Annotated in this window: 13 protein-coding genes; 2 read left to right on the plus strand and 11 right to left on the minus strand. The window is 73.7% G+C overall.

Annotated elements, in window-relative coordinates:
- Positions 1-41 precede the first annotated feature (41 nt).
- The 5 genes from ACZ4EF_RS07460 to infC all read right to left on the minus strand — a co-directional run bounded on the left by ACZ4EF_RS07460 (position 42) and on the right by infC (position 3,723).
- Positions 42-1,097 (minus strand): sensor histidine kinase, encoded by a 1,056-nt coding sequence (locus ACZ4EF_RS07460; RefSeq protein WP_467503389.1) that lies wholly within the window; start codon positions 1,095-1,097, stop codon positions 42-44.
- 209 nt (positions 1,098-1,306) lie between these two features.
- Positions 1,307-2,164 carry a TrmH family RNA methyltransferase gene (locus tag ACZ4EF_RS07465; protein WP_401721246.1) on the minus strand — a complete coding sequence of 286 codons (858 nt, stop codon included), beginning with the start codon at positions 2,162-2,164 and terminating at the stop codon, positions 1,307-1,309.
- 106 nt (positions 2,165-2,270) lie between these two features.
- Complete coding sequence (gene rplT / locus ACZ4EF_RS07470; protein ID WP_018564305.1) at positions 2,271-2,654, minus strand: 50S ribosomal protein L20; 384 nt, start codon at positions 2,652-2,654, stop codon at positions 2,271-2,273.
- 98 nt (positions 2,655-2,752) lie between these two features.
- Positions 2,753-2,947 (minus strand): 50S ribosomal protein L35, encoded by a 195-nt coding sequence (rpmI, locus tag ACZ4EF_RS07475; protein ID WP_327291998.1) that lies wholly within the window; start codon positions 2,945-2,947, stop codon positions 2,753-2,755.
- A gap of 110 nt (positions 2,948-3,057) precedes the next feature.
- Positions 3,058-3,723 (minus strand): translation initiation factor IF-3, encoded by a 666-nt coding sequence (infC, locus tag ACZ4EF_RS07480; RefSeq protein ID WP_355333576.1) that lies wholly within the window; start codon positions 3,721-3,723, stop codon positions 3,058-3,060.
- Between the two features lie 360 nt (positions 3,724-4,083).
- On the opposite strand from infC, the gene ACZ4EF_RS07485 reads away from it, so the two are divergent.
- The gene (locus tag ACZ4EF_RS07485; protein WP_188281368.1) at positions 4,084-4,437 is read left to right on the plus strand and encodes a DUF1844 domain-containing protein; all 354 of its coding nucleotides are present in this window, start codon (positions 4,084-4,086) and stop codon (positions 4,435-4,437) included.
- Between the two features lie 64 nt (positions 4,438-4,501).
- Here ACZ4EF_RS07485 and ACZ4EF_RS07490 read toward each other — a convergent pair whose 3' ends face one another.
- The 4 genes from ACZ4EF_RS07490 to ACZ4EF_RS07505 form a co-directional block, all read right to left on the minus strand.
- Positions 4,502-5,260 (minus strand): MIP family channel protein, encoded by a 759-nt coding sequence (locus tag ACZ4EF_RS07490; RefSeq protein ID WP_355332870.1) that lies wholly within the window; start codon positions 5,258-5,260, stop codon positions 4,502-4,504.
- Positions 5,261-5,512: 252 nt separating this feature from the next.
- Positions 5,513-6,247 (minus strand): SseB family protein, encoded by a 735-nt coding sequence (locus tag ACZ4EF_RS07495; RefSeq protein ID WP_401857778.1) that lies wholly within the window; start codon positions 6,245-6,247, stop codon positions 5,513-5,515.
- Between the two features lie 9 nt (positions 6,248-6,256).
- A complete protein-coding gene (mycP, locus tag ACZ4EF_RS07500; RefSeq protein ID WP_467503272.1) occupies positions 6,257-7,492 on the minus strand; it encodes a type VII secretion-associated serine protease mycosin in 1,236 nt (411 codons plus the stop codon).
- Positions 7,489-8,589 (minus strand): hypothetical protein, encoded by a 1,101-nt coding sequence (locus tag ACZ4EF_RS07505; RefSeq protein ID WP_391160989.1) that lies wholly within the window; start codon positions 8,587-8,589, stop codon positions 7,489-7,491. Before ACZ4EF_RS07505 ends, mycP begins: the two co-directional genes overlap by 4 nt.
- Before the next feature lie 165 nt (positions 8,590-8,754).
- On the opposite strand from ACZ4EF_RS07505, the gene ACZ4EF_RS07510 reads away from it, so the two are divergent.
- A complete protein-coding gene (locus ACZ4EF_RS07510; RefSeq protein WP_355332882.1) occupies positions 8,755-9,957 on the plus strand; it encodes an amino acid deaminase/aldolase in 1,203 nt (400 codons plus the stop codon).
- Positions 9,958-10,035: 78 nt separating this feature from the next.
- Here ACZ4EF_RS07510 and ACZ4EF_RS07515 read toward each other — a convergent pair whose 3' ends face one another.
- Both ACZ4EF_RS07515 and ACZ4EF_RS07520 read right to left on the minus strand, forming a co-directional pair.
- Positions 10,036-11,028, minus strand: coding sequence for a DUF2510 domain-containing protein (locus tag ACZ4EF_RS07515; protein WP_355332884.1), 993 nt, complete (start codon positions 11,026-11,028; stop codon positions 10,036-10,038).
- A 141-nt stretch (positions 11,029-11,169) separates the two neighbouring features.
- A complete protein-coding gene (locus tag ACZ4EF_RS07520) occupies positions 11,170-12,129 on the minus strand; it encodes a LysR family transcriptional regulator (RefSeq protein ID WP_467503275.1) in 960 nt (319 codons plus the stop codon).
- Between the last annotated feature and the right edge of the window lie 54 nt (positions 12,130-12,183).

The raw sequence follows: 12,183 nt of genomic DNA on the forward strand, positions 1-12,183 counted from the left end.
CGGGACGACATCCCCGGCGAACGCTCTGCCCGCGCGGCCGGTCAGGCCATGAAAGCGGGTGCCCCGACGGGCAGAATAAATCGGAACTGGGCGCCGCCGCCGGGGGCCCTGCCGACGGAGATGGTGCCGCCGTGCGCCTCGACGATGCCCTTGACGATGTACAGCCCGAGGCCGGTGCCGCCGCGCTTGCTGCCCCGCCAGAAGCGGGTGAAGACGCGGCCCATCGACTCCTCCGGAATGCCGGGGCCCTCGTCGCTCACGGTCACCGCTGTGCCGGTGCAGCTCCGCTCCTGCGCGGAGAACGAGGGCTCTACGTCGATGGTGACAGTCCCCTCGCCGTGCCGCACCGCGTTTTCCAGCAGATTGCCGAGGACCTGGTCGACCTTGTCGGGGTCGGCCCACAGCGCGGGCAGCGGCTGGGTGACCCGCACCCGGAAGCGGTCGGCCCGCTGGCCCGCGGCGACATGACCGTCCACGTGCCGCTGCACGGCCGCCGCCATGTCCACCGGCTGGCGGCGCACTTCCAGGCGGCCGGAGTCGATCCGGGAGATGTCGAGGAGTTCCGCGATCAGCCGGGTGACCCGGTTGGCGTCGGCGTCGACGGTCTCCAGCATGAGTTTCTTCTGATCGTCGGTGAAGCGTTCCCACTTGGCGAGCAGGGTGGCGGTGAAGCCCTTGACCGAGGTGAGCGGCGAGCGCAGTTCGTGCGCGACGGTGGCGATCAGCTCGGCGTGGCTGCGTTCGGTACGGCGGCGGGCCTCGGTGCCGCGCAGCGAGACCACCAGACGGCGCACCGGTCCCGTGGGGTATTCGCGCACATAGCGGGCGGCGACCAGCACTTCGCGTCCGCCGGACAGCAGCAGATTGCGTTCCGGCTGGCCGACCCTGATGGCCAGGCCGCCGTACGGGTCGGTGAGCGCCCACCAGCGGCGGCCTTCGAGGTCTTCCAGCGGCAGCGCGCGCTCCACGGATTTGCCGAGCACGTCGCGCGGGTGCAGGGCGGTGATCCGGGCGGCGGCGGCGTTGAAGGCGATCACCCGGCCGCGCTCGTCGGCGACCACCAGGCCGTCGGGGAGGTCGTCCGGGTCCAGGCCCAGGGAGTCGACGCCGAACGGTTCCGCGCCGAGGGGGCGGGCGGCGCGCGGCGCGGTGTCCCGCGATTCCGCTTCGGGGCCCGCGGGCCCCGGGGTCCGCGGTCCCGCGGAGCGCGCGGTCCGGCCCAGGACGGCGCTGCGCGCCTCGTCCTCTGGCACCGTCACATCCATCCCCGCCACTCCCCTTTCAGGGCCCCCGGGCCGCCACCCTACTAGGTGGATGTGACGCTGCGGCACCCTCCGGGCGCGCGCTGCGCCCGCGCGGAGGCGTAGAGGCAGACGGCGGCGGCCGTCGCGAGGTTGAGGCTTTCGGCGCGGCCGTGGATCGGGACGCGGACGACCTCGTCGGCCAGCGCGCGGGTCTCCTCGGGCAGGCCCCACGCCTCGTTGCCGAAGATCCAGGCGGTGGGGCCGTTCATGGTGCCCTCGTCCAGCTCGCCGTCCAGGTCCCGCCCGCCCGCGCCGTCGGCGGCCACCACCCGTACCCCGGCGGCCCGCAGTCCTGCCACGGCGGTGTCGACGGGCACGCCGACGGCGACCGGCAGGTGGAACAGGCTGCCCGCGGAGGCGCGTACGGCCTTGGGGTTGTACGGGTCCACGGACGCGTCGGTGAGCACCACCGCGTCGGCGCCCGCGGCGTCGGCGCAGCGCAGCACCGTACCGGCGTTGCCGGGGTCGCGGACGTTGGCGAGCACGGCGACCAGCCGGGGCCCGGCGCGCAGGATCTCCTCGAACGGCGAGTCGAGGAAGCGGCACACACCAACCAGACCTTGCGGGGTGACGGTGTCGGAGATCTCCGCCATCACCTCGGGGGTCGCGGTCAGTACGGGCGCGCCGACGGTACGGGCGGCGGCCACGATGTCGGCGTGCCGCTCGGCGGCCTCCGGTGTGGCGTACAGCTCGACCAGGGTCCTGCCGCCCTCGGTGCCGGGGTGCGCGATGGCCTCCCGTACGGCCTGCGGTCCCTCGGCGAGGAAGCGGCGCTCCTTGCCGCGGAAGCTGCGCTTGGCCAGCCGGTGCGCGGCGGTGACGCGCGTCGAACGCAACGAGGTCAGCTCGGGGGCTGGCATGGGTGACTCGCCTTCCGGATACGGGGGAAGCGGGCATGGCACAGGCCCGCAGGGGACAACCACCCGCGGGCCCGGAACCGTACCGTGAACAGGGCGCGTGTCGGCGTCAGGCCGCCTTGGGCGCGTTCACGTCGGAAGGCAGCGCCTTCTGGGCGACCTCGACCAGCGCCGCGAAGGCGTTCGCGTCGTTGACGGCCAGCTCGGCGAGGATCTTGCGGTCCACCTCGACGTTGGCGGCCTTCAGGCCCTGGATGAAGCGGTTGTAGGTGATGCCGTTGGCGCGGGCAGCGGCGTTGATCCGCTGGATCCAGAGCTGACGGAAGTCGCCCTTGCGCTTCTTGCGGTCGTTGTAGTTGTAGACCAGGGAGTGGGTGACCTGCTCCTTGGCCTTGCGGTACAGGCGCGAACGCTGACCGCGGTAACCGCTGGCCTGCTCGAGGATTGCCCGGCGCTTCTTCTGGGCGTTGACTGCCCGCTTGACGCGTGCCACTTGATAACTCCTTCTAGGGGACCGCGGTGATGCTCACACGGTCCGAAAGCGAATGAGGTCCCGGATCGGAACGGCGTGCCCCCGTCGGGGCACCGCCGTCACTTGCCGAGAAGCTTCTTGATCTTCTTGGCGTCCGACTTGGCGACCTCGACGGTGCCGGTGAGGGCGCGCGTCTTGCTGGACGGCTTGTGCTCAAGCAGGTGGCGCTTGCCGGCGCGCTCGCGCAGCACCTTGCCGGAGCCGGTGATCTTGAAGCGCTTGCTCGCACCGCTGTGCGTCTTGTTCTTCGGCATGGCGCCGTAGTCTCCTCGTCGCTGGCCCTCCCGTCCGCCGGTGGGCGCACGGAGAGCGTCAGTCCTGCATTACGGCCCGGAGCCGGAGGCTCCGGGGTGTTCGTCTCGTCTCAGGCGTCGGCCTGGGCCTCGTCCGGCACCTCGACGTCGTCGTGGGACACGGCCTCGTCGTGGGAGACGTCGTCGTCGTCGGCCGGGGCCTCACCCAGGCGGCTGGCCTTGCGGGCGGCCTGCGCCTCGCGGGCCTCGGCCATTGCCTCGGTCTTCTTCTTGTGCGGACCGAGGACCATGATCATGTTCCGGCCGTCCTGCTTCGGGTTCGACTCGATGAAGCCGAGGTCCTGGACGTCCTCCGCGAGCCGCTGCAGCAGCCGGTAACCCAGCTCCGGCCGGGACTGCTCGCGACCACGGAACATGATCGTGATCTTGACCTTGTCACCCTGCTTGAGGAACCGGACGACGTGACCCTTTTTGGTGTCGTAGTCGTGCGGGTCGATCTTCGGCCGGAGCTTCATCTCCTTGATGACCGTGTGCGCCTGGTTCTTGCGCGCCTCACGGGCCTTCATGGCCGACTCGTACTTGAACTTCCCGTAGTCCATGAGCTTGCACACGGGCGGACGGGCGGTCGCCGCGACCTCGACCAGGTCGAGGTCGTACTCCTGCGCAAGCTCCAGGGCCTTCGCAAGCGGCACGATGCCGACCTGCTCGCCGCTGGGACCGACAAGTCGAACCTCGGGAACGCGAATCCGGTCGTTGATGCGGGGCTCGGCGCTGATGGGGCCTCCTCGGTTGCACCACGCGGCTGACTGGCCGACAGCCGCGCATGAGTCTGTCTGGTTCTTCCGACCCCGTACCCAAGGCGCAAAAAACGCCCCGTACGGTACACAGGCGGGGCTCCTCACAACCGGGGAGCACCGCCGCGTTATTCCGCGGGGCGCATCGGACGGTGCCCGGTGGTGTCATGCTGACCGGAAACCGTCTGACCGGGGACCCGTCGGCCGAAAGGCCAACCAGGTGGGAGATCGGAGCCTCCACTTGATGGCCGGGACACACGGGTGCCCGGCCGGTCGTTCTCCCACCATACCAAAGGCTGACCGAAGCCCGTAATCCGCCGGACGGGGCATATCGTGTGCGGCATGAGCGACGAACAACAGACCCCGGACTTCGACAGCCTCACCCGCGACATCGCGGATGTGCCCGCCGTCGAGGTGATCACCACGGTCGCGGTGCACCTGATGAGCGCCGCCGCGGTGAATCTGGGGCTGGCCGAGGAGGGCCCGCAGCACAAGGACCTGGACGAGGCCCGCAAGCTCATCCAGGCGCTGGCCGGTCTGGTGACGGCGAGCGCCACCGAGATCAGCTCCTTCCACGCGGCCCCGCTGCGCGACGGGCTCAAGTCGCTCCAGCTCGCCTTCCGCGAGGCGTCGCTGGTGCCGGACGAGCCGGGCCAGGGGCCCGGCGAGAAGTACACCGGGCCCGTCTACGTCTGACCTCTGCCGCCGAGGGGGTCCGGGACCGGCGCGGCCGGTGCCGGGCGGCGCGGCCCGCGGGACCTCATGACGCCTCGGTCGCGCCGTCCCCCTTGTCGGCCAGCGCCTCGTCGACGGCGGCGGCCCGCGCGGCCTTGGCGGCGACCAGCGCCGGGTGGGTGACCTGGTGGACCAGGGCGGCGAGCGCGCCGCCGATCAGCGGGGCCACGATGAACAGCCAGAGCTGCGAGAGCGCCGGGCTGCCCGCGAAGAGCGCGGGGCCCAGGCTCCGCGCCGGGTTCACCGACGTGCCGGTCAGCGGGATGCCGACCAGGTGGATGACGGCGAGCGCCATACCGATGGGCAGGCCGTCGAAGCCGACCACCGCGACCCGGTGGGTCACCGCGAGCACCACGAAGACCAGCAGGAAGGTCAGCACCACTTCGGCGATGAAGGCACCCGCGGTGTTGATGCCGACCGCGGACCGGTAGCCGTAGCCGTTGGTGCCGAAGGCGCCGTGCGTCTTGAGACCCGGCACCTGCTTGGCGACCAGCAGGAGCAGCGCGGCGCCCGCGATGGCGCCGAGGAACTGCGCGATCCAGTACTCGACGGCGGTGCGCACCGTGATCCGCCGGGCGACGAGCATGCCCAGCGTGACGGCCGGGTTGACGTGGCAGCCGGATATGGGGCCGAAGGTGTAGGCCAGCGCGAGCAGGACGAAGCCGAAGGCCAGCGCGATACCGAGGGTGCCGATGTACTCGCCGGACAGCACGGCGGCCCCCACGGCGAAGAAGACCAGCAGGAGCGTGCCGAGGAATTCACAGGTCACTGTTCGCTTGTCCATCGGACCTCCTTGTGACGAGCACAGCCTGCTCACGCCATTCTCGGCCTTGCTGATGAAATCCACATCTCGGGTAATTTAGGGCAAATGAACCGGTCCGGACGGCGTTCTGGAGCGGTGCCGACCACCCGAAGGGCGTCGGCTCGACGCACGAGGTCCAGCGCACGAGGTTCAGCGCGCGGGTCTCAGCTCACGGGTCACAGCGCCCGAGGCTCAGTTCATGGGTCTCAGCGCGCGAGGCTCAGCTCACGGGTCTCAGCGCGCGAACAGCGGCTCGCCCGGCAGTACGGCGCCCGGCGGCAGCAGTGCCAGGTCGAGGCCGCGCACCAGGCCAGCCCGCAGCACCTCGTCGGCGGCCAGCGCGGCGGCGATCCTGCGCCCGGTCTCCTGGACGTCGGCGTCCGGCGCCAGCACCAGGCCGAGCGTGCCGTCGCCGTCGGTCCCCGGCGTCAGGTGCGCCCGTACGACACCGGGCTCGGCGGCCACCGCGGCCCGCAGCGCCTCCCGTACGGCGGGGTCGGCGGTCGGGTCCGCGCGGCCGGGCCCGAGGGCGGCGGCGCGCAGGGCGGGTCCGGTCAGTTCGTACGTGACCGGCCCCGCGAGGTCGATCAGCAGCGTGTCGGCCCCCTCGTGCGCGAGCGCCTGGAGGGCCTGCGACAGCGGTACGGCGACCGGCCGCGCCTCCGGCCGCCAGCGGGCCAGCGCCGCCACGGAGGTGAAGGCGGGCAGCGCCCGCCGCCCGTCCGGCGCCTGGATCGTCGGCACCGCCATGTCGCTGCTCTTCTCGCGGCGCAGCCCGTCCTCGCCGGTCTCGGCCTCGCCGAGCACCGCGACCACCGGCACCAGCAGCCGGGCCCCGTGCAGCGCGGCGACCACGGCCGCCTCCGTGCCGGGGTCCCGCGCGTAGCCGGTCAACGCGTCGGCCAGTGCCGCGTCGGCCGAGCCGTCGTCGTCGGAGAAACCGGGGTCGGGGATGTTCTTCAGCGCCACCCCGGAACCCTATCCGCCGTCCGCCGACAGACCGTGGGCGGGCCGTCCCGCGCGGCGGGGGCGGAACCACAGCAGCGCGGCGACCACGACCAGGGCGGCTCCGGCCACGGCGAAGACGGTCGCGACACCGTCGCCGAGGAAGCGGGCGGGCTCGGGCGCGCGGACCGGCGGCGCGGGGCCGGGGCTGAAGTACGTCCGCGGATAGCCGACGGCGGCCGGTACGGGGGGCGCGGGCCTCAGCTTCGCGGCGGCCTTCAGCGCGGCGGCCGGGTCGATCAGACCGGTGCCCATCTCGTCGCTGCGCCCGTCCTTGGGCCGGTCCCGCGTCGTGTCCTCCAGCACCCGCTTGACCTGGGCCGGGCTCAGCCTCGGGTCGGCGGACCTGATGAGGGCGGCGGCGCCGGAGACGTACGCGGAGGCGGCGCTGGTGCCCCAGCCCTCGTAATAGGTGCGGTCCGGGTCGGCGATCACGACGTCGACGCCGGGCGCGGAGACGGACGCGTACCAGCGGCGGGTGGAGAAGGCGGCGTGCTGCCCGTTCCTGTCGACGGCCGCGACCGCGATCACTCCGGGGTACGCGGCCGGGTAGGAGGAACGGTCGGCCTCCTCGCCGCCGTTGCCCGCGGACGCGACGACCACGACGCCCTTGCCGAGCGCGTACCGGATCGCCTCGTCCTCGGCGGCGACGGGCGCGGCGGTGGCGCTGTCGTCGCCGAGCGAGAGATTGATGACGTCGGCGCCGTGGTCGACCGCCCACCGGATGCCGTCGGGCAGCGCGTTGCCCTTGCTCGTACGCGCCTTGGACCGCTGCGGGTCCTTGTCCTCCAGGATCACCCGCACCGGCAGGATCTTCGCCTTGGGCGCGATGCCCATGACGCCCGAGTCGTGGCCGGGACCGTGGCCGTGCCCCGCGATGATCGCGGCCATCCCCGTGCCGTGCCGGGCCCAGGAGCGGTCGCCGCGGCCGGCGCCGAAGCCGACCATGTCCTTGCCCGTCAGCACCTGCCCGGTCAGGTCGGGGTGCGTCGCGTCCACCCCGGTGTCGAGCACCGCGACCGTGACGCCCGCGCCCTGGCTCGTACGCCACGCGCTCTCGGCGTGCAGGGCGCTCAGCGCCCAGTCGGCGTTGCGCACGGCGTCGGCGGCGGCGGGCTGGGCGGCCAGGACGAGGGCCGCGGCGCCCGCGGCGAGCGAGGTCAGGGCGCCGAGCAGGCGGCGGGCCGGGAGACGGGAGGGGCGGCTCATCGGGACTTCTCCGTACCGGTGGCGCCGGGACCGCCAGGGCTGCTGGACGGCCTGAGCAACGCGGTCACCGCGCTGTGCAGGCGGTCGTCGACGGCCGAGGCCAGGCCGGTTGCGTCGTAGCCGAGGCCGGCCTGGGCGGCCACGCTGGTGGCGCCGGACTTGGTGGCCTTGTCGGCGGACTGCGGGGTGAGGGTGCGCCCGTCGGCGAAGCCGGTGACCGCGTACACGACGAAGGGCAGGTCGGCGGAGACCTGCACGTCCCAGCTGCCGCGCTGCTTCACGCCGAAGGAGTCGGCGGCCGTGCCGGGGAAGGCCACCGGGCGCGGGATCAGGTCCGCGCGGTCGCCGAGGTGCTGCGAGGCCCAGCGTCCGCTGAACCCGCGCATGGTGGCCGACTCGGCGGTGGTGACCAGCAGGCCCACCGTGGTGACCGAGGTCGACGTGCTGTCCACGTAGGTCGCGCGCAGCAGGCGCGCGCAGCCGACCGGGGCGAGTACCTGCTGGAGCAGCGGGTCGAAGGCGGCGGCGCAGCCGCCGGGCGCGGCGACGCCGATCCTGGTCCACGCGCGGTCGGCCCCGCCGGGACCCGCGCCGTTGGCGGACACCGTGCGCGGGAACAGCGCGTCGACCGGTGTGCTGCGCCACACCTCCCGTACGGCGGCGAACGCCTTGACGCTCCCGTCCACCAACGGCGGCTCCGCCCGCGGCTTGTGGTTGATCGCGCTCCCGGCGACCGCCCCGCCGATCAGGCCGAGCCCGAGCACCAGGCAGAGCGCCGCCCAGATCCGGGCCGAAGCCCCGCGGGCGGCGGGGGCGACGGCCCGCGCGGGCCCATGGTCGTATCCGGCGGGCGCGTATCCGCCGGGACCGTACGCCGTGAACCGCGGCGCGGCGGCGGGCGGTGGGGTGTACGGCGGTGCGGGGGGCCGCGCCGGAGGCGGGGGGACGGCCGGAGGCGGTTCGGCCGCGGGCGGCGGAGGTCCCTCGGGGTGCGGGGGGACCGTCGGCGGAGTCTGCGGGCTCTGTTCCCGGCGAGGTTGGAGCGGGGGGAACGACGGGGACGTGGAGCCTCCTCCGTTGTCCACTCCAGTGCTCACCGGCGCCCCCTCGTGACATGTCCTCACGGCTTGCGCGTCACTCTACGGGGTCGACCGGACGTCGTGGTCCAGCAGGCCGTCCGGCATCCGTCCGCGTGACACGGCGGCGGCCGTGCCCCGTACGCCCCTACCGCCCGGTAGCCCCTGTCTGGCAAGCTTCATGACATGTCAGAACGCGCTGCCGACCGCACCCGGTACGACCGGGCCACCGCCCATCTCGACGCCCCCGTGGCGATCGTCGACCTGGAGGCGTTCGACGCCAACGCCGACGACCTGGTGCGCCGCGCGGGCGGCAAACCGATCCGGGTGGCGTCCAAGTCGGTGCGGTGCAGGGCGCTGCTGGAGCGGGCGCTGGCCCGCGACGGCTTCGCGGGCATCATGTCGTTCACCCTGGCCGAGTCGCTGTGGCTGGCGCGCGCGGGCTTCACCGACATCCTGCTGGCGTATCCGTCGGCGGACCGGGACGGCTTCGCGGAGTTGGCCGCCGATCCCAAGCTGGCCGCCGCCGTCACGGTGATGGTGGACGACGTCTCGCACCTCGACCTGATCGACGCGGCCCGCGGCGGCGGCGACGAGACCGTCCGGGTCTGTCTCGAAATGGACACCAGCCTGCGGAAGTTGGGCGGTCGGCTGCGGATCGGCGCGCTGCGCTCGCCGCTGCACGACCCGGAGCGGATGGCGGCGCTGGCCCGTACCGTCACCGCGCGGCCCGGCTTCCGGCTGGCCGGGATCATGGCGTACGAGGGGCATGTCGCGGGGGTCGGCGACGCGGTCGCGGGCCGTCCGTTGCGGTCGCGGGCCATACGGCTGATGCAGTCGGCGGCCCGCAAGGAGCTGGCGGCGCGGCGCGCGGAGGCGGTCCGCGCGGTGCGGGCGGTCGCGCCGGAGCTGGAATTCGTCAACGGCGGCGGCACCGGCAGCGTGCAGACCACCGCGGCCGAGGACGCGGTGACCGAGATCGCGGCGGGCTCCGGGCTCTATGTGCCGCGACTGTTCGACAACTACACGTCCTTCCGGGGCCGTCCGGCCGCGCTCTTCGCGCAGCCGGTGGTGCGCAGGCCCGGCGTCGGCGTGGTGACCGTGCTCGGCGGCGGCTACCCGGCCTCCGGCGCGGCCGGGCCCGACCGGCTGCCGGTGCCGTACCTGCCGGAGGGGCTGCGCTACGACCCGCAGGAGGGTCCCGGCGAGGTGCAGACCCCGCTGCTGGGGTCGCCCGCGGACGACCTGCTGATCGGCGACAAGGTCTGGTTCCGGCACGCGAAGGCCGGTGAACTGTGCGAGCGCTTCGCCGAGTTGCACCTGGTCGAGGGCGACCGGGTGACGGCGACGGTGCCGACGTACCGCGGTGAGGGCAAGACGTTCCTGTAACCGCTGAAGGCGACAGGGGGCGGCGCCCGGGGTCCGGGCGCCGCCCCGTGTCGCGTACGGCCTCGCGCGGGCCGCGGGTCAGACGCCGGTGCCGCCCGTGCCGCCGGTGCCGCCGCTGCTGTCGGCCTTGATGCCCTGGGTGATCTGGTCCATGACGGCCAGGCTCGGGGCTTTGGAGCCGATGTCGAAGCCGAAGCGGACGACCGCGATGTTCTTCGGGTCGCGGGGCGAGGGGAAGGCGAGGGACTCCACGTACCCGCTGGTGCCGGACTTCGTGACGATCTTCCAGCGGACGAAGTACCCCTTCTGCCCGGCGACCGTGACCGGCTGCGACGCGATCTGCTGGTGCGAGGTCGTGGCGCCGTAGATGTCGGTGCTGTACGCGTCGGCCGCGTTCTGCGCGATGTCCGCCTTGGCGGCGGCCTCCGCTCCGGTCGCGGTGAGCTTGAGCGCCTCGGCGGGCTGGGCGAAGACGCCGCCGCGCACGCAGTCCTTGGTGGCGTCGCCGGGGCACGGGTAGCCGCCGGTGACCACGCTGGCGCCGATGCCGTTGGCGCCCGAGGTGCCGGTCCAGCCGTTGAGCACGGGGAGCCTGATGCCGTCGTAGCCGTCCACGGCCTTGCCGTCGCTGCCGCCGTCGGGACCCTGCGAGCCGTCCGGGGAGTCGGGGTCGGGCGACCCGCCGCCCGGCGACCGCGGTGTCCGGGACTCGCCTCGGTGCGGCGCCGAGGCGCTGGGCGTCGGCGAGGCGTTCTTGTCGCTCTTGTCGTCCTTGCCCAGGACCAGGATTCCGGCGACCACGCCACCGATCAGGACGAGCGCGGCCACGATCGCGATGACCACCGCACCGGTACGGCGACCGCCGCCGCCGGGGCCGCCGGCCACGACGTCGCCCGGATAGCCCGGCGTGCCGGGGTAGCCCGCGTAGGGCTGCTGGACCGCGTCCACCGGGACGGGCGCGGTCCTGGTGTACTCCGTCCACGTACTCCCGTCCCACCAGCGTTCCATGGCCGGGCCGTTGCCTGTGTGCCCGGGTTCTGGATACCAGCCGGGCGGGGTCGTCGTCGTCACGGCCGTCACCCTATGGCCCCTGCATGAGAATCCCGTAAGGGCGTCGGTCACAGCCCGGTTACACCCGTTCTGTCACCGCGATTTCCGGCCGCACGGCCGCCCGTCCCCCGTGCTGCCCGTCCCTCTCACCCCTCGCCGCTCTTACCGCTTGCCGCTCTTGCCGCTCTTGCCTCGGGTCAGCGTCAGCAGGTCGCGCGCCGGGCCCGCCGGGCGGTGGCCCGCCGTCCACACCGCGCGCAGCGACCGGCCGAGGTCGAGACCGGCGACGGGGACGCGGACGAGGCGGCGGGCGGCCAGCTCCTCCACGACGGCGAGTTCGCTGAGCACCGCGGGCCCCGCGCCGCTGACGGTGGCGGCCTTCACGGCGGTGGTCGAGGCGAGTTCGAGCAGCGGTACGGCCGGGCCGCCGTGTCCCGCCAGGCCCGCGTCGAGCACTTGCCGGGTGCCGGAGCCCTCCTCGCGCAGGACGAGCGCGGTCGCGGCGAGTTCGGCCGCGGTCAGCGCCTTGCGGCGGCGGGCCCAGGGGTGGGCGGGCGCGACCACGACCAGCAGCAGGTCGTGCGCGATCACGACGGCGTCCAGACCCGCGGGGACGTCCACGCCCTCGACGAAGCCGAGGTCGGCGGTGCCCGCGAGCACCTGCCGGGCGACGGCCGCGGAGTTGCCCGCGGCGAGCGAGACGGCCGTGTCCGGGTGGCTGCCGTGCAGGGCGATCAGCCAGCCGGGCAGCAGGTATTCGGCGACGGTCATGCTGGCCGCGACCCGGAGCCGGGAGTCGCGCCTGCCGCGCAGCGCCCGCGCGCCCGCGTCGAACGCCTCGGCGGCCTCCAGCACCTTGCGCGCCCACTCGCTGACCAGCGCCCCCTCGTCGGTGAGGCGCGAGCCGCCGGGCGAGCGGCGGACCAGCGCCACGCCGAGCTGCCGCTCCAGGCCGCGCAGCCGCCCGCTGGCCGCGGGCTGGCTGATGCCCAGCTCCCGCGCGGCCCGCCCGAGGCTGCCGAGCCGCGCGACGGCCAGCAGCAGCTCCATGGCGGCGAGGTCGGGGACCCGGCGGGCGAGCGGAGTGCCGGGTGGGGGCGGCGTGGTGGACGGCTGAGCCATAAGCCCACGTTATGCCCTCATAGCCTCGCGGGCTCTACCGGGCCGGCCCGCGGG

The organism is Streptomyces sp. NPDC025721 (assembly GCF_055558595.1).